The 21,725-nt window shown below is 72.4% G+C and carries 26 protein-coding genes and 1 other RNA gene; 9 read left to right on the top strand and 18 right to left on the bottom strand.

All coding sequences use genetic code 11. The annotated features are described in order from the left end of the window. The 3 genes from VGD85_RS21065 to VGD85_RS21055 all read right to left on the bottom strand — a co-directional run. Window positions 1-728: hypothetical protein (locus VGD85_RS21065; protein ID WP_331065391.1), on the bottom strand; the 728-nt coding region annotated here is incomplete at its 3' end. A gap of 43 nt (window positions 729-771) precedes the next feature. Beyond that, window positions 772-1,923, bottom strand: coding sequence for a glycerophosphodiester phosphodiesterase (locus VGD85_RS21060; protein ID WP_331065390.1), 1,152 nt, complete (start codon window positions 1,921-1,923; stop codon window positions 772-774). Between the two features lie 87 nt (window positions 1,924-2,010). Continuing rightward, complete coding sequence (locus VGD85_RS21055) at window positions 2,011-2,916, bottom strand: DICT sensory domain-containing protein (protein WP_331065389.1); 906 nt, start codon at window positions 2,914-2,916, stop codon at window positions 2,011-2,013. Between the two features lie 53 nt (window positions 2,917-2,969). Between VGD85_RS21055 and VGD85_RS21050 the strand changes: the two genes are divergently transcribed. The 3 genes from VGD85_RS21050 (at window position 2,970) to VGD85_RS21040 (ending at window position 4,867) form a co-directional block, all read left to right on the top strand. Further along, complete coding sequence (locus tag VGD85_RS21050; protein ID WP_331065388.1) at window positions 2,970-3,230, top strand: hypothetical protein; 261 nt, start codon at window positions 2,970-2,972, stop codon at window positions 3,228-3,230. A gap of 119 nt (window positions 3,231-3,349) precedes the next feature. Beyond that, a complete protein-coding gene (locus tag VGD85_RS21045; RefSeq protein WP_331065387.1) occupies window positions 3,350-3,535 on the top strand; it encodes a hypothetical protein in 186 nt (61 codons plus the stop codon). A 24-nt stretch (window positions 3,536-3,559) separates the two neighbouring features. Further along, window positions 3,560-4,867: a hypothetical protein gene (locus VGD85_RS21040; protein WP_331065386.1), complete on the top strand. Its 1,308-nt coding sequence runs from the start codon at window positions 3,560-3,562 to the stop codon at window positions 4,865-4,867. 193 nt (window positions 4,868-5,060) lie between these two features. On the opposite strand, the gene VGD85_RS21035 is transcribed toward VGD85_RS21040, so the two are convergent. Next, window positions 5,061-5,348: a YiaA/YiaB family inner membrane protein gene (locus tag VGD85_RS21035; RefSeq protein ID WP_331065385.1), complete on the bottom strand. Its 288-nt coding sequence runs from the start codon at window positions 5,346-5,348 to the stop codon at window positions 5,061-5,063. An 84-nt stretch (window positions 5,349-5,432) separates the two neighbouring features. Here VGD85_RS21035 and macS point away from each other — a divergent pair, with 84 nt between their 5' ends. Together macS and VGD85_RS21025 are read left to right on the top strand one after the other, a co-directional pair. Continuing rightward, window positions 5,433-6,566: a MacS family sensor histidine kinase gene (gene macS, locus VGD85_RS21030; RefSeq protein ID WP_331065384.1), complete on the top strand. Its 1,134-nt coding sequence runs from the start codon at window positions 5,433-5,435 to the stop codon at window positions 6,564-6,566. Beyond that, window positions 6,563-7,201: a response regulator transcription factor gene (locus VGD85_RS21025; protein WP_331065383.1), complete on the top strand. Its 639-nt coding sequence runs from the start codon at window positions 6,563-6,565 to the stop codon at window positions 7,199-7,201. The genes macS and VGD85_RS21025 overlap by 4 nt, the downstream gene beginning before the upstream one ends. 35 nt (window positions 7,202-7,236) lie before the next feature. Here VGD85_RS21025 and VGD85_RS21020 read toward each other — a convergent pair whose 3' ends face one another. Next, window positions 7,237-7,536, bottom strand: a complete 300-nt coding sequence (locus VGD85_RS21020; RefSeq protein WP_331065382.1) for a hypothetical protein — start codon at window positions 7,534-7,536, stop codon at window positions 7,237-7,239. Window positions 7,537-7,575: 39 nt separating this feature from the next. On the opposite strand from VGD85_RS21020, the gene VGD85_RS21015 reads away from it, so the two are divergent. Then, a complete protein-coding gene (locus tag VGD85_RS21015; protein WP_331065381.1) occupies window positions 7,576-8,067 on the top strand; it encodes a hypothetical protein in 492 nt (163 codons plus the stop codon). A gap of 72 nt (window positions 8,068-8,139) precedes the next feature. Here the strand turns inward: VGD85_RS21015 and VGD85_RS21010 are convergent, their stop codons facing one another. After that, window positions 8,140-9,381 carry a methyl-accepting chemotaxis protein gene (locus VGD85_RS21010; protein WP_331065380.1) on the bottom strand — a complete coding sequence of 414 codons (1,242 nt, stop codon included), beginning with the start codon at window positions 9,379-9,381 and terminating at the stop codon, window positions 8,140-8,142. Between the two features lie 84 nt (window positions 9,382-9,465). Then, window positions 9,466-9,708, bottom strand: coding sequence for a hypothetical protein (locus VGD85_RS21005; protein ID WP_331065379.1), 243 nt, complete (start codon window positions 9,706-9,708; stop codon window positions 9,466-9,468). Between the two features lie 367 nt (window positions 9,709-10,075). On the opposite strand from VGD85_RS21005, the gene VGD85_RS21000 reads away from it, so the two are divergent. Then, window positions 10,076-10,465, top strand: a complete 390-nt coding sequence (locus VGD85_RS21000) for a hypothetical protein (protein WP_331065378.1) — start codon at window positions 10,076-10,078, stop codon at window positions 10,463-10,465. Between the two features lie 140 nt (window positions 10,466-10,605). Here the strand turns inward: VGD85_RS21000 and ssrA are convergent. From ssrA to VGD85_RS20975, 5 genes are all read right to left on the bottom strand, one after another. After that, window positions 10,606-10,976: a transfer-messenger RNA gene (ssrA, locus tag VGD85_RS20995) on the bottom strand. Between the two features lie 45 nt (window positions 10,977-11,021). Further along, window positions 11,022-11,663: a maleylpyruvate isomerase family mycothiol-dependent enzyme gene (locus VGD85_RS20990; RefSeq protein WP_331065377.1), complete on the bottom strand. Its 642-nt coding sequence runs from the start codon at window positions 11,661-11,663 to the stop codon at window positions 11,022-11,024. A 19-nt stretch (window positions 11,664-11,682) separates the two neighbouring features. Further along, on the bottom strand, window positions 11,683-11,961 hold the full coding sequence (locus tag VGD85_RS20985; protein WP_331065376.1) for a hypothetical protein: 279 nt from the start codon (window positions 11,959-11,961) through the stop codon (window positions 11,683-11,685). Window positions 11,962-11,963: 2 nt separating this feature from the next. Beyond that, complete coding sequence (locus VGD85_RS20980) at window positions 11,964-12,857, bottom strand: amidohydrolase family protein (RefSeq protein ID WP_331065375.1); 894 nt, start codon at window positions 12,855-12,857, stop codon at window positions 11,964-11,966. A gap of 36 nt (window positions 12,858-12,893) precedes the next feature. Further along, window positions 12,894-14,417 (bottom strand): MFS transporter, encoded by a 1,524-nt coding sequence (locus VGD85_RS20975; protein WP_331065374.1) that lies wholly within the window; start codon window positions 14,415-14,417, stop codon window positions 12,894-12,896. An 86-nt stretch (window positions 14,418-14,503) separates the two neighbouring features. Between VGD85_RS20975 and VGD85_RS20970 the strand changes: the two genes are divergently transcribed. Further along, complete coding sequence (locus VGD85_RS20970; protein ID WP_331065373.1) at window positions 14,504-14,902, top strand: MarR family transcriptional regulator; 399 nt, start codon at window positions 14,504-14,506, stop codon at window positions 14,900-14,902. A 16-nt stretch (window positions 14,903-14,918) separates the two neighbouring features. Here the strand turns inward: VGD85_RS20970 and smpB are convergent, their stop codons facing one another. The 6 genes from smpB to VGD85_RS20940 all read right to left on the bottom strand — a co-directional run bounded on the left by smpB (window position 14,919) and on the right by VGD85_RS20940 (window position 21,408). After that, complete coding sequence (gene smpB, locus VGD85_RS20965) at window positions 14,919-15,398, bottom strand: SsrA-binding protein SmpB (RefSeq protein WP_331065372.1); 480 nt, start codon at window positions 15,396-15,398, stop codon at window positions 14,919-14,921. A 108-nt stretch (window positions 15,399-15,506) separates the two neighbouring features. After that, window positions 15,507-16,349: a S1 family peptidase gene (locus VGD85_RS20960; RefSeq protein ID WP_331065371.1), complete on the bottom strand. Its 843-nt coding sequence runs from the start codon at window positions 16,347-16,349 to the stop codon at window positions 15,507-15,509. Window positions 16,350-16,513: 164 nt separating this feature from the next. Then, window positions 16,514-17,773: a peptidoglycan DD-metalloendopeptidase family protein gene (locus tag VGD85_RS20955; RefSeq protein ID WP_331065370.1), complete on the bottom strand. Its 1,260-nt coding sequence runs from the start codon at window positions 17,771-17,773 to the stop codon at window positions 16,514-16,516. A 55-nt stretch (window positions 17,774-17,828) separates the two neighbouring features. Continuing rightward, window positions 17,829-18,740 carry a permease-like cell division protein FtsX gene (gene ftsX / locus VGD85_RS20950; protein WP_331065369.1) on the bottom strand — a complete coding sequence of 304 codons (912 nt, stop codon included), beginning with the start codon at window positions 18,738-18,740 and terminating at the stop codon, window positions 17,829-17,831. Between the two features lie 43 nt (window positions 18,741-18,783). Next, entirely contained in the window at window positions 18,784-19,467 is a 684-nt protein-coding gene (gene ftsE / locus VGD85_RS20945) for a cell division ATP-binding protein FtsE (RefSeq protein ID WP_331065368.1), read from the bottom strand. A 24-nt stretch (window positions 19,468-19,491) separates the two neighbouring features. Further along, entirely contained in the window at window positions 19,492-21,408 is a 1,917-nt protein-coding gene (locus tag VGD85_RS20940; RefSeq protein WP_331065367.1) for an alpha-amylase family protein, read from the bottom strand. Window positions 21,409-21,441: 33 nt separating this feature from the next. Here VGD85_RS20940 and VGD85_RS20935 point away from each other — a divergent pair. After that, the coding region (locus tag VGD85_RS20935; RefSeq protein WP_331065366.1) for a hypothetical protein at window positions 21,442-21,725 on the top strand (284 nt) is incomplete at its 3' end.

The raw sequence follows: 21,725 nt of genomic DNA, 5'->3' as shown, positions 1-21,725 counted from the left end.
TGCGGCAGCCGCACCGGGGTGCCGGGCGGCAGGTTGTCGATGCGGTGCACGGAGCTGCGGTCGCCCTCGACCCAGGCCTGGCGCACGGCCTGCGCCCGCCACCGGGAGTCCTGCCGGGGCCGGGTCGTGAGCGCGGCGTGGCCGTCGCGGTCCGTGGTGAGCACACGCACCTTGCGCCACGGGCCGCCGGCCAGCGAGCGGAACACCTTCACGGTGCCCGCGACCGGCTCGCCGCCCGCGGTCGTCCACCGGACCCGGACCCGGACCGACCGGCCGTCGACGACCTCGTCCGGCCCCGAGACCACCACCCGGCTCGCCCGCCGCTTCAGCTCCACCTGCCGTTGCGCGGTGGCCGGGTCGTGGGTGTCGTCCCCGGCGTACGTCGCCCGGAACACGTTGTCGCCCCGCACCTTGCTGAGCCTGACCGCCTGGCCGGCGCGGCCGTCGTCGCCCGTGGTGACCGTGCCGATCGACGTCCACGTCTGGGAGGTACGCCGCTCCAGCGCGACCGGGGCGCCCGCGACCGGCTCCCCTCCCCCGCCGGTGAGCTCGACCCGCAGGGTCGTCTCGGCGCCGGCGTACGCCGCGTCGGCCTGGAGCGACAGCTCGCTGGGCGTCGCCCGGGACCCGGTCATCGCCGTCGCCGGGGCGGCCTGGACGGCCGGCGCGAGGCCGATCGCGATGGCGAGGGAGAGGGAGCCGAGGAGAACCGCATGCCCGAGATGCATGCGGTTCAGTGTGCCTGACGCCCCCGCGGGGGGCGCCCGGCGGCTATCCGGCGAGCCAGTCGGCGCGGGCCGCGACCGCCGAGTCGGGGTAGTCGGCGAACATCGCGTCGACGCCGGCGTCGAGGAACGCGAGCACCTCGTCGTGGACGTTGCCCTTGGCGTTCGGGTCGGTGCCGCTGCGGAAGTTCGTCGCCATGAACTGGTTCTCGTCGCGGATCGTCCAGACGACCACGCGGAGACCGGCGCGGTGCGCGTCGGGCACGAGCGTGCTGGGCGCTCCGGTCGCGCCGGTCGCGTCCCGCGGGAGCACCAGGTCCTTGTTGGGGCCGAGCCAGTCGGCGTACCTCGCCACCGCGCGCAGCCCGGCGGGCGTCGTCATCGAGGCGTAGGTGGTCGGCGTACCCGCCGCGACCTGGTCGTACGGCGCCCCGGCCGCGTCGACGAGCTGCTCGAGCGGCAGGTCGGTGAGCTCGTCGAGCTGCTGGAGGTTGCCGACCTCGAAGGACTGGATGAGGACCTTGGAGCGCTTGCGGTCCATCCCGTAGCGGTGCAGCGTGCGCAGCATCGGCTCCTCGAGCGAGAGGCCGATCGAGTCGAAGTACGTCGGGTGCTTGGTCTCGGGGGCGACGCCGATGGTCCGACCGGTGCGACGTGACTCGGCGCGGACCAGGCGCAGCACCTCCGCGAACGTCGGCACCTCGAACCGGCCGTCGTACTCGGTGTTGTCCGGGCGCACCTGCGGCAGCCGCTCCTTGGCGCGCAGCGTCTTCAGCTCCGCGAGCGTGAAGTCCTCGGTGAACCACCCGGTGACCGGGCGGCCGTCGATCACCTTCGTGGTGCGCCGGTCGGCGAACTCCGGGTGGTCGGCGACGTCGGTGGTGCCGCCGATCTCGTTCTCGTGGCGCGCGACGAGCACGCCGTCCTTGGTCGCGACGAGGTCGGGCTCGACGTAGTCGGCGCCGAGCTCGATCGCCTTCCGGTACGACGCGAGCGTGTGCTCGGGCCGGTAGCCCGAGGCACCGCGGTGCCCGACGACCAGCGGCGTGCGGAGCTGGTGCAGCGCGTGGGTGCCGGGGTCGCCGTGGCCAGCGCCCTGACCGGGTTCGGCGGCGGCACCGGCGGGGAGGACGAGGAGCGGGGCGAGCAGCCCGACCGCGGTCGCGGCGAGCTGGGCCCGGGAGTTCCGAGAGGTCATGGCGCTCAGCAAATCGGGCCGAGGTGGCGCCCGGGCGAGCCCCAGATGAACGCTGTGAACGCTCCGGTCCGTGCGCGAGACGTCCGCTCAACCCTGCCGATGTTGCCGATCGCGCCAGGAGATCGCGTCGCCGTACGCGACGACGCGGTTGAAGAGCGTCGTCACCGCCGCCAGGTCGGTCGGCCGCGGCCCCGCAGGGGCCTCGAGCTCCGCGACCACCGCGTCGGCACCGCGGGCGCCGGCACGCTGCGCCATCGCGGCGCAGACCCGGGCCGCGTCGCGCACGGCCTCGGGATGGACCGTCCAGACGGCCTCGAACAGGCGGTCGTGGTCGGGGACGTCGCCCTGGCCGGGCAGCTCCCAGGCCGACAGTGCGGCCGAGAGCTCGGCGGAGTCGCACACCACGACCCACTCCCGGCCCATCGCGGCGTCGGCGTCCAGGGCGACCCGGATCGGCTCCCGCGGGTCGTCGGGCTCGCCCGGTGGCCCGAAGTCCGCGAGGACGTACGCCGAGCGGGCCACCCGGGCGAACTCGCGCCACCGGGCCCGCGCCGACTCGTAGAAGGCCGGCCGCTGGAACGCTCCGAACAGGTGCGGCCGGGTGGCCTTCGCGCAGAACTCGTCCTCGATCGCCCAGGACAGCGCGATCAGCGAGGCCTTGCGCAGCCGGTGGGCGCCCAGCTGCGGGTGCAGCCGGCCGAGCTCGGCGAAGACCGACGTCGCGGGCGGTCGCGCCTGCGCGTGGGACCGGGCCACGGCGCGCTCGATCGCGACGTCGAGGCGCACCCCGTCCTCGCGGCTGCGCACCACGTCGGCGACGACCTCGGCGTCGGTGACGCGGTAGCGCCGGTGTCCGCTGGCCAGCCGGGTCGGGACGGGGAAGCCGTGGCGCTGCTCCCACATGCGCAGCGTCGCCGGGCTGACCCCGGTGCGCAGCGCGAGGTCACCGATCGTGAGCAGCCCCTCTTGCGTCGACCGCTCGAGTGTGTTCATATTTCTACTCTAAACCTCAACAACCTGTTGAGGTCAACCGGGAGGGGGAGGCGATGGGCACCACCACCGCCACGCGGACGGCACCGTCACCCGGCGCGCTGTACGACGCGACCATCGGGCCCGCGTGGCGCCTCGGCCTGGCCCTGCACCGCGACCCGGGGCGCGCCGAGGACGCGATCGCCCGCGCCTACGCCGCCCTCGGGGAGCCCCTCGGGGAGCACTGGCCCGCCGACCTCCACGAGGGCCGGGTCCGCGTGCTCGCCGAGCTCACCCGGCAGGCCCGCCGACGCGCCGGGGCCACCCCGGCGGCCTAGGAACCGCCTCCGGTGGGAGAGGGGGTCCGAGGGGACCTCTGGACCGGGGCCTTGGTCCCTGTCGCCCACGTCACACCGGGCCGAGCCTGGATCCACCGACCGACACCGAGGGGGCCACGATGGAGCACCCGCAGCACGGCAGACCTGCCGACCACCTCGCGCGCCTGGCCCACGGTGTCCCGACCGGCGACCCGGCCGACGACGCGGCGTACTCGGCCCTCCTGGCCACCGGCATGACGCCGGCAGCGATCCTCGCCGTGCTGACCGAGCTGTCTCGCGTGCGACCGCTGGCCCGGATCGCCTGACCCGCGCACCGTAGGCTCCCCGGCATGTCTCGGGGACGCGCGTGGCTCGGCGGCGCCCTCGCCGTCGCCGCTGCGGCCGGGCTCGGCGCCGCCGGCGCGTTCGGTGCCTGGCCGTGGTCGGCCGGCGAGACCTACGGCCACGCCCTGGAGAGGTACGACGACGAGCACGGCGAGCCGAACCGCTACGTCGACCTCGCGGACGGCGCCGCCCAGCTCTCGGTCGGCTCACCCGACGGACACCGGATCGTCGTGCAGTGGCGCGACCCCGACGGGCACGGGTGGACCGCACCCGACGCCGTGTGGACCGACCGCCGGAGCACCGCGGTCGACACCACCGTGCGCTACGGCGGCGGCACGGTCGCGATCGTCGCGACCTACACCCCCGACACCAGCGACGACGAGGACAGCGACAACGTGCAGGTCGCGGTCGTGTGCCGCGACCTCGCCTGCACGACGGCCCGCTCCCCGGGTGTCAGCACCGAGGCCCAGGTGACCCCGGACGGACAGGTCGCCTACCTCGGCAGCACCGAGGAGGCGGTCCGAATCTGGACCGCCGGGGACGGACTGCGGCGCCTCCCGTGGTCGGGCCACCCGGGCTTCGACTACCACGAGGTCTCGCCCTCGCGGCCCCTGCTCGCCCCCGACGGGTCCCTGCGGGTGGTCGTCTCGCACCCGGCCCGCGGGAGCTGCCGGTTCGACCTGCTCGTCTCCGAGCCGCGCTCGGCGGACCTGGTCCGGGCCGCGCGGAGCTCCCGGCCGCTGCGGGGCCGGGCCCCGTCGGACTGCGCGTCGTACCTCGACACCTACAGCGCGGACTGGCTGGCCGTGCACCCGTCAGACCACCGTGCCGACGACTTCTGGTTCGTCCGGCGCGGGGCGCACTGGGCGACGACGACGAAGGATCCGAGCGGGCTCGCGCTCGTCGACGTGGACCGGGGCTGCTGCGACACCGCCATCGCCGGCTTCGTGCACTGGAACGACGTCGCGTTCGGCTCGCCGGACGGGCGGCGGATCCAGGTGCAGACGCACCTGCTCGGCCACGAGAGGTGGAGCGAGCCGCTGCTGCTGGACGCTGCGCCACCCGGGTCCCGGTGCACGTGGCTCGAGGGCCACGAGGTCGGCGACGGCTTCGCGGTGCTGATGACCTGCCCGGCGGACCCGACCCGGGCCGGGTCGGCCGGTGACGCGTACGCCGTCGTCGCGAGCCCCGACCTGCGGCACTGGCAGTCCGCGTGGGTCACCGACGTGGTCGACGAGCCGGAGGTCACCGAGGAGGCGTTGCGCGTGGGCCCGGTGTCGTGGACCTCGGAGCACGGGTTCGCGCGCGGCTGACCGCGCTCCCCACGCCTCCTCGCCGCTCGCCTCACAGCAAGGCCCCGGAACTCGCCACTGCGTAAGGGCGATGCCGGGGCCTGCCGAATACGTGACTCCTTGAATACTCCGAACTCGGGAGAAATGGAAGACCCAGCGGTCAACGAGCGAGCGAAATCCCGGTGACCTCAGCCTCGATCCACCGATTCGAGGCTCAGCCGACCTCCTTCCACGGGTTGTGGTCGGCGAGGATCCGGTCGACGCGGGCCTGGTCGAGCCGGGAGACGACGTACTGGCTCTCCTGCGCATCGCGCACGCACTTGGCGAGCGTGAAGGAGGAGGTGGTCAAGAAGAGCGTCCCGAGGGAGAGGAAGGCCTTGGGCCAGGGGTCGCTCGGCAGGTAGAAGATCGCGAGCAGCATCGTCAGCAACGCGATCCCGAAGGCGATCGCCGACTGCGCGAAGTAGGCGGTGGTGTTCTTGGTGGTGGGTGCGGTGTCCATGTCCCCAGTCTCGGCAGCGGCGCCGGACGCCGGCATCGGTACGGATACTCATCTCGCGCGCCGCGGAGTGCGAGACTGCCGCGCGTGAGCTCGAGGCCCTCCCCCGCCGCGGTCGCCGTCGAGGACCGGCTCTTCGGCGCCCTCGCGGTGCTGCGGGTGGTGCTGCTCGCCAACACCGTCGGGCTGAGCGTCTACCGCGCCGACAGCTTCGAGCGCCCGGTGCTCGGCACCGGGTGCGTCGCGGCGATGGCCGCCTGGACCGCCGCGGCGATCTGGCTGTGCGGCGACGCGCGGCGGCGTACGCCGCTGGTGCTGCTCGCCGACCTCGCGCTCGCGCTGGGCATGCTGCTGCTCACGCCCGCGGTGAAGGGGGCGGAGTTCACCGCGAGCCTGCCCGGCTTCTGGATCGTCGGCGCGCTGCTCGCCTGGTCGGTCCACTACCACTGGCTCGGCGGCCTCGGCGCGGGCGCGCTGCTCGCCGTCGCGGATCTCACCCAACGCCAGCACGTCACGCAGTCCGACTACGGCAACGCGTTCTTGCTGGTGATCGCCGGAGCGACGGTGGGCTACCTGGCCGACTCGCTGCGGCGGATGGCCACCGAGCGGGAGGCCGCCGAGCGGTCCGCGGCGATGGCCGCCGAGCGCGCCCGGCTCGCCCGGGCCGTGCACGACGGGGTGCTGCAGGTGCTCGCCCTGGTGCAACGCCGCGGACGGGAGCTCGGCGGCGAGGCCGCCGGGCTGGGCGAGCTGGCCGGCGAGCAGGAGCGCGAGCTCCGGCGCCTCATTCGCGCGCAGGACGACCTCGCCCCGATCGCCGCGGGGACCCTCGACCTGGTCGCGGGGCTCAGCGCGCTGGAGGGCGAGTACGCCGTGACGGTCTCGACCCCGGGCACCCCGGTCGAGGTGCCGGCCGGCGTCGGGCGCGAGCTGGTCGCGGCGGTGCGCGCCTGCCTCGACAACGTCCGCACCCACGTCGGCGAGCAGGCGCCGGCCTGGGTGCTGCTCCAGGCATTCCCCGACCGGGTCGAGGTCTCCGTCCGCGACGACGGGCCCGGCATCGCCCCCGGACGGCTCGAGGAGGCCGCCGCGCAGGGCCGCCTGGGCGTGGCCGAGTCGGTCCGCGGCCGGCTCGCCGACCTGGGCGGCTCCGCCGTGCTCACCACGGGTGCGTCCGGCACCGAGTGGGAGCTGACGGTCCCCCTAGGCTCTCGGCCATGAGCACTCGGGTGATGGTCGTCGACGACCACCCGCTCTGGCGCGAGGCCGTGGAGCGTGACCTGACCGCCGCCGGGCTCGACGTGGTGGCCGTCGCCGCCGACGGCCGGGAGGCGGTCGCGCGCTGCGTCGCCACGCGGCCGGACGTGGTGCTGCTCGACCTGCAGATCCCCGAGCCCGACGGCGTCGCGGTCACCGCGGCGGTCGCGGAGCGGTCGCCGGAGACCCGGGTGCTGATCCTGTCCGCGTCGGGCGAGCAGTCCGACGTGCTCGCGGCCGTCAAGGCCGGCGCGACCGGCTACCTGGTGAAGTCCGCGTCGCGCGAGCAGCTCCTCGACGCCGTACGCCGCGTCGCCGCCGGCGAGCCGGTCTTCACGCCCGGGCTGGCGGGGCTGGTGCTCGGCGAGTTCCAGCGCGACAGCGAGCAGACCCCGCCGGGTTCGAGGCTGACCGAGCGGGAGACCGAGGTGCTGAGGATGGTCGCGAAGGGGCTGTCCTACCGGCAGATCGCCGAGCGTCTGGTGCTCTCGCACCGCACCGTGCAGAACCACGTGCAGAACACGCTGCGCAAGCTGCAGATGCACAACCGGGTGGAGCTGACCCGCTACGCGATCGAGCACGGGCTCGACGAGGAGTAGGCGGTCAGTAGTGGATCGCGATGCGCGGGACCGGGTCAGGCCGGTCGCCGTCGCGGGACCTGGGTGAGCTCCGCCGGCGGCCACTCCCGGTCGGCGCCGACGACCTCGTCCCACTCCCCCGCGGCGTACCTCCGGGCCACCCGGGCGGTGCCCGGCTTCCACAGCAGCAGGTCCTGCGTGCGGTCGAGGCGCTCGCGCACCCGGCGGAACGTGTGGACATAGACGACGAGGTCGTCGCCGGCGCGGTCGCAGGAGTAGTCGACCCACCTCGTCTCGCCGGGGATCGCCCGCCAGGTGTCGACCCGCGCGCCTGGCAGCCGCACCGACACGCTCATCTCGCCACGCTAGCGGGCAACGCCAGCCATCATGGGCGGGTGAGGCGCGCCCTGGTCCCGCTGGTCCTGCTGGTCGTGCTGCTCACCGGTTGCTCGCCCGCGCCGGCACCGTCGCCGTCGGTCTCGCCGACGGCCGACGACACGTCCTGGCTCGCCATGGGACCCGAGGACACCCGCACCTTCCACGGCGCCGCGGGCCAGGTGCTGCTGATCTTCGTCGACGAGACCTACGACATCGACGGCACCTACGCCTCGGCGCTGACCTGGAGGCTCAGCAACGGCTACACCACCGACTACGTCGTCGAGGACGACGCCGGAACCCTGTGGTGGTACGGCCGCGAGGGCGACTGGCGCGCCGGACGGCGGGGCGAGGAGCCGAGGCAGGTGCTGGACGCGTCCACGGCCGGCGAGCGCGCCGTGGTGGAGTTCGCCGACCTCACCGTGACGCTCGAGCGGGGCACCGGCCCGGTCCAGGTGGAGACGCCGCAGGGCGTGTACGTCGTTGATGCTGCCGCCGGGTCGACGTCGTAGGGGTCCGGCGCCGAGCCGGTGGCGGTTGCCCGCGCCCGATGGCGTGGGCAACCACAGACCGATCCGTCGGCGTCACTCGAGGGTGAACCGGGCGACGTCGGAGCGCAGTGCGTTCGACATCTGAGCCAGCTCCTGGATCGCCGCCAGGGTCCGGTTCACCGCCTGGGTCGTGGCGTCGGCCCCACCGGCGACCCCGGAGATGTTCGTCGCGATCTGCCCCGAGCCGGTCGATGCCTCCGCCACGTTCCGCGACATCTCGTTGGTGGTCGCGGTCTGCTCCTCCACCGCCGAGGCGATCGTGAGCTGGTAGTCGTTGATCGAGGTGATGATCGCCGCGATCTCGCCGATCGCGGACACCGCGCCCCCGGTGTCGCCCTGGATGGCCTCGACCCGGCGGGCGATGTCCTCGGTGGCGCGTGCGGTCTCCTGGGCCAGCTCCTTGACCTCGTTGGCGACCACCGCGAAGCCCTTGCCCGCCTCGCCCGCGCGCGCGGCCTCGATCGTCGCGTTCAACGCCAGCAGGTTCGTCTGCTCGGCGATCGAGGTGATCACCTTGACCACGTTCCCGATCTCCTGGCTGCTGGTGCCCAGGCGCGCGACCGTGTCGTTCGTGGAGTCCACCATCGACACCGCCTGCGACGCGACGCGTGCCGCCTCGTTGGCCGATTGCGCGATCTCGCGGATCGACGCACCCATCTGCTCCCCGGCGGCCGCCACGGTCTGGACGTTGCGCGACACCTCCTCGGCGGCACCCGAGACGACGCCCGCCTGCACCGACGTCTCCTCGGCGCCGGCCGCGATCTGCTGCGACGTCGCCGACAGCTCCTCCGAGGCGGTCGCGACCGCGTCGGCGGCTCCGCGCACCGTGGCGACGATGGCGCTGACCGACTCGATCGAGGCGTTGAACGCCTTCTCCAGGTCGCCCACGCAGCCGGAGGACTTCTCCGGCAGCCGGTGGGACAGGTGGCCCTCCGCGAACCGCTCCAGGGCGGCGATGCTGGCCTTGAGCGGGCGCACCAGGGCTCGGCTGATCAAGAACGCGCTGGCCGCCGCCACCAGCAGGCCGACCAGCGTGACGAGCACGACCTGGGCGCGCATCCCGTGCAGGTCGCTGACGACGGCGACCGAGGACGCCTTGGAGTCCGACGACACGTTGTCGACCGCGGAGCCCAGCACGTCGTCCATCACGTCGTTGGCCTTCTGGACCTGCTCGATCTTCGCGAGCTGGGCGGGCTGGTCGGCGACAGCGGCGTCGACGAAGGCCTGGATCGCGGCGATGTAGTCGGCGAAGGCCGCCTCGACGTCGTCGATCATCGCCCGGTCCTCGTCGTACAGGTCCAGCTGACGAATCTGCGCGATCAGGTCCGCGACCTGCTGCGTGTCGTCGGCGACGTCGGCCTAGGCGCTCGTCGGGTCCGTCAGGGTGACGGACTTGAACCCGTCCACCTTCAGCTCGCTCGACCGGGTGTCCAGCGCCTGGAAGAGCCCGCGGGCATCCTGGTGCGCTCGAGCCTGTTCGGCGCTGCTGGTCACGCTCCCGGCGACCGTCCACGAGACCAGGGCGACGACCACCGAGGTCACCAGCCCGATCGAGGTGATGACCGCGATACGACGTCCTACCGTCCAACGGATGTTCTTCATGCTCGGCTCCCAGTTCGGGCCTCCACCGACTGTGTCCAGCCGGAGGACGCGACTCGGTGATTGCTCGGTCCCTACGCGAGCGATGCGCCGACCCGAACAACGCACCGCACCGCCCCCTCGGGCGGTGTTGCTTGGAGTCGCTATCGACCGACCGGCGCGGCGCCTGAGCGGTCGTTCGCGGACAACTGCTGTCGCAAAGTAGGGCCGAAAGTCCCGAATGCCGGTGCCCGACGACCCCACCGTGACCACCGGGTCGGGACGACGCAGCGGACCGGAGGGCCGGGGCGTGGCGATGCCCGGGCGTGGCGAGACCGTCTGGGATGCTGGCGACGCGGTGTTCCGGGCCGTCGATCGGAGGCGAAGCGGTATGCAGGTCCGCCCGAGCTCCTTGGTCCGCGCGTCGGGGGCGGCCCTGGCCGCTGCCCTCGGCGGCCAGACCCGGCGTACGACCCGTGCGCTGATCCTCGCCGGCTCCGATCTGGCCGCCCGTCGGCTGGACCCCGTGGGACTCCAGCCGCTCGCGATCAGTCCGTCCGCGGACCTCGAGGTGCTGGTGAGCGTCGAACCCGAGGTGGTGTCCGCCATCACCGGCGCAGCGTCGTGGGCGACGCTCAACCTCCTCGTGGACGCCGGCGCCCGCGGGATGCGCCTGCCGGCCCCGCTGCGCGCGGCCCTGGTCGGGACGGCCGTCTACGCCGCGGACGTGGCGGTGTCCCGGGCACACCACGTCGCGGTCGACGCCAGCACGTCCGACTGATCACGCTCGTATCCCTGCCGCCCGCACGCCCGGCGTACGCGTTGAGCGATCGCCGCTGGCGGCGATCGCCGAGTCTCGGTCCACACGCGACGACGCCCCGGCGTCAGCGCGGAGCGCTGACGCCGGGGCGGCTGTCGCGTGTGTGGAGCTGCGGGGAATCGAACCCCGGTCCTCGAGCGTCGAACCAGGTCTTCTCCGGGTGCAGTCCGTGCTGTCGCTTTTCTCGGCCCCGGGGCTCGCACGGACACGTCCCCGACAGGCTCAGTCACGGAAGAGTCCCGCTCACCCTCCGTGACCCGGAGTGAGCGGCAAGTCTCCTAGATGACGCCAGGATCCGGGACGGAGACGGGTGCCCGGACTGACGCTTCGATCACTGCTCAGGCAGCGAGAGCGAAGGAACTGCGATTGGTGTTGGCAGTTATAGGTTCCCAGCGATCGTTAACGAGATGGCGCTGGCTTCTCGACCCGCTTCCCCTGGAACTAACGTCCCAAGTCGAAACCGATCAGCCCCTCTTGAGTTGTGCTCCCACTGTAGATGGTCAACGCCAACAGGGCCTCATCGATTCCGGAGCCACGCCTGCAGAGCCGGTACGCCGGGGCCGGTCAGCTCGCCGACCAGCGCCGAACGGCCACACATGGCCGTGGCGAGCGCCCGGGCCGGGCCCTCGACCCGCGCGCCACCTCCGGCCGACCACCCCAGATCGGTCGCGACCCAGGTCAGGGCGGGCCGGCCCCGCGGCACGAATCCGCGCGAGGCGGCTTTGGAGGCCAGGAAGTCCAGCACGTCGCGCCACGGCTCCAGGGGCACACCGGCGTCCAGCCCGAGCGGGATCACGATGTCCTGGGCGTGGATCCGCAGGTCGCTGAACGGCGCGTGCCAGTCCATCGTCGGCGGGGTGAACCGGTGCTCGGCGTACTCCCGCAGCCAGCCGGTGACCTCCGCAGGCTCCACGGACGAGCGCCACGCGACGAGCAGCTCGTTGGCGCGGTCGAAGCTCCCCCGGCCGCGCGCCATCGCCTTCACGAGCGTCCTCGTCGACGTGGACGGCCCGCTGGTCAGGTGGACGGCGACCTCCTTGACCGACCACGAGCCGCACAGGCTGGGGGCCTCCCACTGCGCCGGCGAGAGTGTGTCGAGCAGGTCGGCGAGCGAGCGGCGCTCGGCGGCGATCTGTGCCCAGGGATCCGTGATGACCACGGGCACAGTCTGGCGGATCTCAACCGCTCCAGGAGAGCTGTCCGTCGAGGAAGGTGTGGACGAAGCCGCACGCGTTGCAGATCGCCCCGTCGCCGGAGCGGTTGGCCCAGTCGAGGTCCATGAAGGTCATGCCGGTGGTGTTGAGCTTGATCTCGCGGTGAGCGAAGTCCCGGCCCCCGCAGGCGAGGCAGGCCAGCGCCGCGCCGGTGCGCAGCCGGACCTCGCCCCTGAGAGGTCGGGCGGGCGTGCCGAGGCCGCCGGTGACGGCGCGCTCCCGGTCGTCATTGTCGATTCCCATGGTCAGGGTCCTACCCCCGCCGGATCGACGCCGAACATCCGCGCGCCGTTCTCCCAGCAGACGGCCCGCAGCCAGCCGTCGCCGAGGTCGAGCCGCGCCAGACCCTCGAGCTGGTGGAGGTAGGGATACGGGATCGTCGGGAAGTCGCTGCCCAGCAGGACCTTGTGGCCCAGGTCGCGCAGCCGCGGCACCAGCTCGACCGGGTAGGGCGGGAAGAAGTCCGTGAACACCATGGTCGTGTCGAGGTGGACCCGCTCGTGGCGCTCGGCGAGCGCGAGGAACGCCCCGCACTCCGGGGCGCCCATGTGCGCGATCACCAGCGCGAGCCGCGGGAAGCGGCGCAGCAGCCGCTCGGTCGAGCCGGGCCCGGTGAAGTCGTTGCCGACCGGGCCCGAGCCCGCGTGCACGACGACGGGCGTGCCGGCGTCCTCGAGCTGGCCCCACACCTCGTCGAGCAGCGGGTCGTCGAGGTGGAACTCCCCCACCTGGAGGTGGACCTTGAAGACCTCCACGCCCGCGGTGAGCGCGGAGCCGACGTACGACGCCGCGTTGGCCTCGGGGTAGAACGTCGCCGACCACAGCGACTCGGGCACGTCCCGCTTGAAGCCGGCCGCCCAGTCGTTGAGGTAGGTCGCCACGCCCGGCTTGTGGGCGTAGGGCAGCGTGGGGAAGCGGCGCACCCCCATCGCGCGCAGCAGCGCGACGCGGTCCGCGTGGGACTGGCGGTAGCGGATCGGCCACTCGCGGCCGATCTTGGGCCCCGCGTTGTCGAAGACGGCGTAGACCGCCCGCTGGATGTTCGGCGGCAGGAAGTGCACGTGCACGTCGAAGAGCCCCGGCAGGCCGAGCGCCTCCCAGAACGCGCGGACGTCCGCCGCCTCGGAGTCGTCGATCACGCGACGAGTCTCCCAGGCGGCGGGCGCGCGGTGCCCTCAGGACGCGTCGGCCTCCGCGACGATCTCCACGGTCGCCTCGGCGGTGCGCCGGCCGCTGAGGAACACGGTGGCGAGCGACGCGGCGACGCCGAAGGCCGCGAGCACGGCGATCACCTGGAGACCGGTGACCATGCCCGGGATCAGCTCGCCGGTCACCGCCGGGCCGTCCGACTCGGCCGCGTTGCCGAGGATCGCGGAGATGACGGCGAGCACCACCGCCCCGCCGATCTGCACGCTGGTGTTCACCAGCCCCGAGGCGAGTCCCTGCTCGTGGTCGGCGACCCCCGAGGTCGCCTGGGCGTTGATCGAGGGGAACGACAGCGCGAACCCGACGCCGAGCAGGATCATCGTGGGCAGCAGGAGCACGGCGTACCCGAGGCCGGGGTCGACCCGCAGGAACAGCACGTACGCCGCGAGGAACGCGGTCATGCCGGCGGCGATCAGCACCTGGGTGCGCACTCGGGCGAGCACGCGGTCCATCCGGGTCGAGCTGGCCACGACCAGCAGGCCGGCGGGCAGGAAGCCCAGCGCCATCGCGAGCGGCGACCAGCCCAGCGAGTCCTGGAGGTAGAGCGTGACCAGGAACTGGAACGCGAAGTAGCCGCCGGCCATGATCGCGCCCGAGATGTTGGCGTGGACCAGGTGCCACGAGCGCAGGATGCCGAGGCGGATCAGCGGCGTGGGGTGGCGCAGCTCGACGACGAGGAAGACCAGGGCCAGCGCAGCGCTGGCGGCGACGAGGCTCAGGACCTCGCCGCTGGTCCACCCGCTGGTCGGCGCCTCGACGACCGCGACGACGAACAGCAGGATCGCGGCCGTGCTGGAGATCGCGCCGAGCAGGTCGAAGTCGCCCAGGCTCTTCAGCGAGCGAGTGGCGGTGGGGACCACGCGCCACCCGACGGCCACCAGCGCGACCGCGACCGGGCCGGGCAGCAGGAAGGTGGCCCGCCAGCCGAGCTCGGTCAGCAGCCCGCCGAAGACCAGGCCGAGGGAGAAGCCGCTCGCGCCGACGACGGTGTAGATGCTCAGGGCCTTGTTGCGCGCGGGTCCCTCGGCGAACGTCGTGGTGATGATCGAGAGCCCGGCGGGCACGGTGAACGCGGCGGCCACGCCCTTGACGAACCGCAGCGCGATGATCGCCTCGGGGCTGCTGAGCGCGGCGCTCGCCACCGAGGCGATCCCGAACACGGCCACCGCGGTCAGGAAGACCTGGCGCCGGCCGAGCAGGTCGGCCGAGCGGCCCCCGAGCAGCAGCAGCCCGCCGTACCCGAGGACGTAGCCGGAGACGATCCACTGCAGCGCGCTCGCGGACATACCGAGGTCGGCGCCGATCGACGGCAGCGCCACCCCGACCATCGAGATGTCGAGACCGTCGAGGAACAGCGCGCCGCACAGGACGACGAGGAGGAGCCAGGTGCGGGCGGTCCACCCGTCCGCGGACTCGATGTGGGAGTGGAGCTGGGGGTCAGGGGATGAGACGAGATCCGGCGTCGCGATGGCCGGGGTCACGGTCGAGGTCATGACGACCATGCTTATGCATGTGCATCGAATGCACAAGCATTATTTGCGGAAACATCTTATGCGCGCGAATGTGGTACCCTGCCCCCATGGCACGGCCGAGCGACGACGACGCGCTGGCTGCCGAGTGGCACCAGCTGATGGGGCGCTACCAGCGGCTCATGTGCTCGCTGGACCGCGAGCTCGGCGCCGCGCACGACCTCTCGGCCAGTGAGTTCGAGGTGCTCCAGCAGCTCGCCGAGGCCGACGAGTGCAGCCTGCGGATGACGACGCTCGCCGAGAGCGCCCACCTGTCCCAGAGCGCGCTGTCCCGCCTGGTCACCCGGCTCGAGCGCGACGGGCTCGTGAGCCGCAAGGCGTGTGAGATGGACCGGCGCGCGCAGTACATCACGCTCACCGAGGCCGGCCAGCAACGGTACGCCGAGGCGCGGCCCACCCAGCGCAAGGTGCTGCGCGACGAGGGCTCGGACTGCTTCGACCGGATCTAGCCGGTTCTAGCCGGATCTAGTCGGTCATCCCCTTCATCCGGCGGCCGATCGCCTGCTCGGTCTCCCGGTTGGCCTGGCGCTCGGCGAGCGCGGCCCGCTTGTCCCACGACTTCTTGCCCTTGGCGAGCGCGATCTCGACCTTGGCCCGGCCGTCCTTGAAGTACAACGCCAGCGGGACCACCGTGAGGCCCTTCTCGTTGACCCGGCGCTCGATCTTGTCGATCTCATCGCGGTTGAGCAGCAGCTTGCGCTTGCGCCGGGCGGCGTGGTTGGTCCAGGTGCCCTGGGAGTACTCCGGGATGTGCACGCCGTGCAGCCAGGCCTCGTGGCCGTCGATGTCCACGAACCCGTCGACCAGGGAGGCACGCCCCTGCCGCAGCGACTTCACCTCGGTGCCCTGGAGGACCAGGCCGGCCTCGTAGGTGTCCTCGATGTGGTAGTCGTGCCGCGCCTTCTTGTTCTGCGCGATCAGCTTGCGCCCCTGCTCCTTGGCCATCCGCCCATTCTCTCAACAGCCGCAACCGCAATGCCGAGTCGGCGCCAGTTTCCAGAAACTGGCGCCGACTCGGCGGGGATCAGCCGGAAACTGGCGCCGACTCGGCGTTCAGGACAGGAAGGAGTTGACCCAGTCCTGGGTGACGGCGATGTCGACGCGCTGGTAGCCGCCGAGGTAGCGGCAGTTCGAGGTGTAGCCGTAGCTGGTGACCGCGACGATCTCGCCCTGGTAGAACACCGGGCCGCCGGAGTCGCCGAAGCAGGTGCCGCCGCTGCCGAACACGTCGCGCTCGTTGCCGTTGGTCTGCAGGATCTGCGGCGTGAGCTTCTGGCCGGGCATGTCGACGTACCGGCGCTCGAGCGGGTAGCTCTGCGGGGTCGGGTTCTGCGGGCCGGTGTCGGACTTGCGCACCTCGGTGCCGTAGCCGACCGCGCGGAACAGCGTCTTGCGCAGGTTGTTGGTCCCGATCTGGTCCAACGTGCCGAGCCCGGCGAGGGTGGCCGGGGCGATGTCGACGGGCTCGTCGAGCACGACCACGCCGACGTCGTTCCAGTTGTCCATGTCGGTGAAGTCGGAGTACTGCGGGTGGGTGTGGGCCGTGCCGGACACGAAGCCCATGTCCGCGATCTCCTGGTCGGTGTAGCCGGCGGACGGGTCCGCGGCCGGGGCGTACGGCGAGGGCCCGGTGTCGGCGATGAAGTTGCGGAAGTCGACCAGCACGCTGCCGACGTCGCCGTCGGTGCAGTGCGCGGCCGTCACCAGCACCGTCGGGCTGATCAGCGTCGCGCTGCAGCGGTAGCGACCGGTGGCGTCGTAGAACAGGATCAGGCCCACGTTGGAGTACTGGTTGGACGCGTCGAACGTGCCTCCGGTGCTCGCGGCGGCGGGGCGCGCGAGGAAGAGCACCGGCAGCAGCGCGGCAGCCAGCACCGCGTAGAACATCTTCTTCATCTGTGTTGCTCCCTGGGGTCAGACCCCCGACCGGAGGAGTGCATCACACCAGGACGTCCCGCGCGAGACCTTCGTACTGCCGAGTCGGCGCCAGTTTCCAGAAACTGGCGCCGACTCGGCGTGGCTCAGGGGGAAACTGGCGCCGACTCGACGTCGTGCACCGCTCAGGGCAGCCAGTTCATCGGGTCGACCGAGCTGCCGTTGACCAGGATCGTGAAGTGCAGGTGGCAGCCGGTCGACCAGCCGGTGGAGCCGACGTACCCGACGACCTCGCCCTGGCGGACGTGCTCCCCGACGCCGACGCGGTAGCCGGTGGCGTGGTTGTAGACCGCGGTGACGTTCTTGCCGTTGATCTGGCCGAGGCTGAGGTAGAGGCGGTTGCCGTAGACCGAGGAGTAGTACTTCGCGATCACGGTGCCGGAGGCGACGGCCCGCATCCCCTCACCGCACGAGACGCCGAAGTCGGTGCCGTCGTGCAGGCCCCAGTAGTGGTAGATCGGGTGGATCCGGTAGCCGTACGACGAGGTGACCACACCCGGGACCGGCCGGATCATCAGCCCGTTGGTGGGGCCGCGGTAGCCGCCCTTGGCGCGGCGGGCGGCGGCCAGGATCTGCTGCTTGATCCGGTTCTCCCGCTGCTTGGCCTCGCGCAGCTCGCGGCGGTCGTGCTGGCGGGCGCGGACGGCCTTGGCGCGGGCGTCGCGGCGGGTCTCGACCAGGGCGACGACCTTGTTGCGGGCGTCGCGGGCCTGGGTGTGCAGCTGCTCCATGGTCACGAGGTGCTCGGCGGCGGCCTCGCGCTGGACCTCGACGTCGTCGCGGGCGCTCTGGACCTGGTTCTCCCGGACCTGGAGCAGCACCTCGGCGGCGTGCAGGTCGTCGTAGGCGCGGGCCTCACGACCGACGATCACGTCGTTGAGCGCCGACTGGCGGGTCAGGTCGGCGGTGCTGCGCGACTCCAGGATCGTCGCGAACGCGAGCAGCTGCGGGTCGCCCTGCTCGTAGATGTCGGTGACGGTGTCGGTGAGCTTGAGCCGCTGGTCGGCCAGCGCCGCCTGCCCGTCGGCGAGGTCGGTCTGTGCGTCGGAGAGCCGCTGCTCGGCGGCCTCGAGGCGCGACTGCATCTGCTGGTCGCGGATCTCGGCGGCGTCCAGCCGGGCGCTGGCGGCCTGGAACTCGCCGCGGGCCTTCTGCAGGTCGCGGACCGCGCGCTCCAGGGCGCCCTGGGCGTTGCGCAGCCGGGCGCTGGACTCGTCGAGGTCGTGCTGAGCGCTGCGGACCTGCTGCTGGGCGTGCTTCTGCTTGTTCTTGAGATCCTTGGGCTCGGCGAACGCCTGCGGTACGGCGAGCGCGCCGACCGCCAGCGAGCAGGCGGCGACGGCCGCTGCCAGGCGTCGGCGTGAGGTACGGGGGAAGAGACGCACCGGGCTGCCTTCACGTGTTCGGGGAAGAGAACTCCTCGACGGTAACGTGCGGCGGTCACACTTTGAGGTATTTGCGCGTCAGCACGAGTGTCGGCAACAACGTGAGCACCGGGCCGAGGATCGCCACCCACACCGCGGCGACCGTGAACTCGCTGGCCCCGATCCACGGGATGAAGCCCACGAGATCCTCCAGCCGCCCGTGCACCGCGAACCACATGAACGCCCCGAGCGTGCCGACCGACACCGCGACGGCGATCGCCGCGGTCACCAGGGACTCCATGATGAACGGCAACGCGATGTAGAGCGTGGACGCGCCGACCAGGCGCATGATGCCGATCTCACGGCGCCGGGCGAAGGCCGCGAGCCGGATCGTGTTGGCGACCAGCAGCAGCGCGGCGAGCACCAGGAACGCCGCGATCCAGAAGGCGCCCCACTGCATCACCCGCAGCCCCTGGAGGACCGGGCCGACGACCTTGCGCTGGTCGCGCACGTTGGAGACGCCGTCGAGCCCGACGACGGCGCTCTCGATGCCGGCGTACTCGTCGGGGTCCTTGAGCGTGATCCACACCGACTCCGGCATGTCGTCGGCGGTGGCGGCGGGGTTGGGGCCCTCGAACTTGTCCGGCCCGAGGAGGTCCTTGATCTTCGCGAAGGCCTCCTCCTTGGACTCGAAGCGGTAGTCGGCGACCTCGGGGTTGTCCTCGATGACCTTGGTGATCCGCTCCTTCTGGGCGTCGGTGACCTCGCCGGTGCAGGCCGGGTTGTCGTCGCGCGCCTTGCACAGGAACGCCGTGATCTGCAGCTCCGAGCCCCACTGGTCGGCGGCCTTGGTCGCCTGCTGGTTCAGCAGCACGCCCAGGCCCACCAGGGTCAGGGAGACGAACAGCGTCAAGATCACCGCCAGGTGCATCGACAGGTTGCGGCGCAGGCCCTGGCCGAGCTCGGAGAAGACGTAACGAAGCTGCATGTGGGAGTCGGGGTCCTCGTTCGGGTGGCGGTCGGGTGGCGGATCAGTGGCCGTAGATGCCCTGGGCCTGGTCGCGGACGACCCGGCCGTCGGCGAGCTCGATGACGCGCTTGCGCATCTGGTCGACGATGCCGGCGTCGTGGGTGGCCATCATCACGGTGGTGCCGGTGCGGTTGATCCGGTCGAGCAGCTTCATGATGCCCACCGACGTGGTCGGGTCGAGGTTGCCGGTCGGCTCGTCGGCGATCAGGATCATCGGCCGGTTCACGAACGCGCGCGCGATCGCGACCCGCTGCTGCTCACCGCCGGAGAGCTCGTCGGGCATCCGGTCGCCCTTGCCCTCCAGGCCGACCAGCTCGAGCGTCTCGGGCACCAGCCGGTTGATCTCCGAGCGCGAGCGGCCGATCACCTGCAACGCGAACGCGACGTTCTCGGCGACGCTCTTGTTGGGCAGCAGCCGGAAGTCCTGGAACACGGTGCCGATCTGGCGGCGCATCCGCGGGACCTTCCAGCTGGCGAGCCGGTTGATCTCCTTGCCGGCGACGTAGATGCGCCCGGAGGTGGCGCGGTACTCGCGGAGCACCAGCCGCAGGAACGTGGACTTGCCCGATCCGGAGGTGCCGACGAGGAACACGAACTCGCCCTTGTCGACGTCGACGGAGACCTGGTCGAGCGCCGGGCTCGCCTGGCCGGGGTAGGTCTTGACCACCTTCTCGAACCGGATCACGGGAGTCGAGCGTAGACCCTGGGCCTAATGCGATCGGGGACCCGCTCCGTCGACGACCCACCAGGCGGCGTACGGCGGGAGCCACACCTGGCCGTCCTCGCCGCACGTGACCGGGTGGCCGCCGAGGGCGTCGTACGGCGACCCGAGCCCGCACTCCCCCAGCCGGTGCATCGGGAACGGACGCGGGGTGGGCGTGACGTTGTAGAGGGTGACCATCGGGCCGCTCGGGTGACGCCGCACACACGCGAGCACGCCGTCGTCGGTGTCCCCGAGGACCTCGCTCGGCGCGGCCGCGTGCAGCTGCGGCAGCCCGGCACGGACCCGGGCGAGGTGGGCGAGCCCCGAGAACACCCGCCCCGGCACCGTGCGCAGGTCGTGGCGCTGCACGGCGCGGGCGGGGTCGAGCCGCGGCCGGTGTGCCCACCGGTTGTCGTCCTCGTGGCCGGGCTCGGTGGCCCACTGCGGGTCGTTGGGCTGGCCGAGCTCGTCGCCGCTCCACACCACCGGGATCCCGCCCCAGCCGGCGACGATCGCGTGGGCCAGGAACATGCGGGCCAACCCGCCGTCGGTGTCCTCGGGCAGGCCGACCAGCGACGCCGCCGTACCGCTGATGCGCTTGTCACCGGTCTCGGGGTTGTGCTGGAAGACCAGCCCGTCGGCCCACGAGCCGGGGAACTCCCCGGCGTACCAGTCGGCGAGGAACCGCCGGTGCAGGCCGCCGTCGAGACCCACGGCGGCGGCGTCGCCGTCGTCGATCGCCCAGCCGATGTCGTCGTGGCAGCGGGCGTAGGTGATCCAGGTCGACGTCGGCGGCGCCGCCGGGAGCGCCGCGAGGGCGTGCCGCGTCAGCGCGGTGCTCCGGGTGGCCAGCATCGACCACACCTGCACCATCAGGCTGTTGTGGTAGGCCAGGTCGCTGACCCGGCCGGCGTGCGCGCCGAGCCCGAGGTACTGCACCAGGTCGCGCGGCCCCACGATCGCCTCGGCCTTGAACGCGAGCGCCGGGGCGGCCAGCCGGGCGACCGCGCGCAGCGCCTGCGTGACGGCGTGCACCTCGGGCTGGTTCTGGCAGGTGGTGCCGAGCCGCTTCCACACGAACGCGATCGCGTCGAGGCGCAGCACCTCGACGCCCAGGTTGGCCAGCGTGACGACGATGTCGGCGAACTCGACGAGCACGGCGGGGTTGGCCCAGTTGAGATCCCACTGCCACTCGTTGAACGTGGTCCACACCCAGGCCCGCAGCTCCTCGTCCCAGGTGAAGTTGCCCGGCGCGAAGTCAGGGAAGACCTCCGGCAGCGTCGCCTCGTAGGCGTCCGGCACGGCGCGGTCGGGATGGACGTGGAAGTAGTCGACGTACGCCTGCTCCCCGGCTCGGGCGCGCCGCGCCCACTCGTGCTCGCGGGCGACGTGGTTGAGCACGAGGTCGATCACCAGGCTGATCCCGCGGCCCCGGAGCACGGCGGCCAGCTCGGCCAGGTCCTCGGTGGTGCCGAGGTCGGGGCGCACCGTGCGGTAGTCGGCGACGGCGTAGCCGCCGTCGTTGTCGCCCTCGCGCGGCTGCAGCAGCGGCATCAGGTGCAGGTAGGTGACGCCCAGGTCCTCGAGGTGGTCGAGCCGGTCGCGCAGGCCGGTCAGGTCGCCGCCGAACCGCTCGGTGTAGCAGGCGTAGCCGAACATCCGCGGCTGCTGCAGCCAGTCCGGCTCGAGCAGCCGCCGCTCGTCGAGCCGGTGCAGGTCGTCGGTGCGCGCGGCGTAGCCCGCGGCCGCGACCGCCACCAGGCGCCGAGCCACCGCGTCGGGGTCGTCGTACAGCTCGGCGAGCGCGACGCGCAGGTCCTCCCACCAGCGCTCCAGCCGGAGCCCGAAGGTGTCCCGGCGGTGTGGGCTGAGGCCCGCCAGCTGGGCCTCGGCGGCTGACCGGACGTCGGCGGGCACCTTCACCCTCGCATTCAAGCACCCGCGTAGGTTGTGCTCGTGCCCGATGTGCGTGCCCGTTCCGTCGCTGCGGTGACGGGTGCGCTGGCGGCGCTGCTCGTGCTCGCGACCGGTTGCGAGGACGGCGCCGAGCCGGAGCCGGCGCCGCCGTCGGCGAGCAGCACCCCGCTCGACGAGATCGCGACCGACACGCTCACCGTGGCGCGCGACGCGTTCTGCGCCCGGGTCGCGCCCGCGGCCGTCGAGGACGTCCTCGGCGCGCCCCCCGCCGACGCCGATGCCTGGGCCAACGGCGAGCGCGCCGAGCTCGCCCCGGGCCTCAC

This window comes from Nocardioides sp. (assembly GCF_036401255.1).
GTDB lineage: Bacteria > Actinomycetota > Actinomycetes > Propionibacteriales > Nocardioidaceae > Nocardioides.
This window is presented reverse-complemented; position numbering and strand designations above follow the sequence as displayed.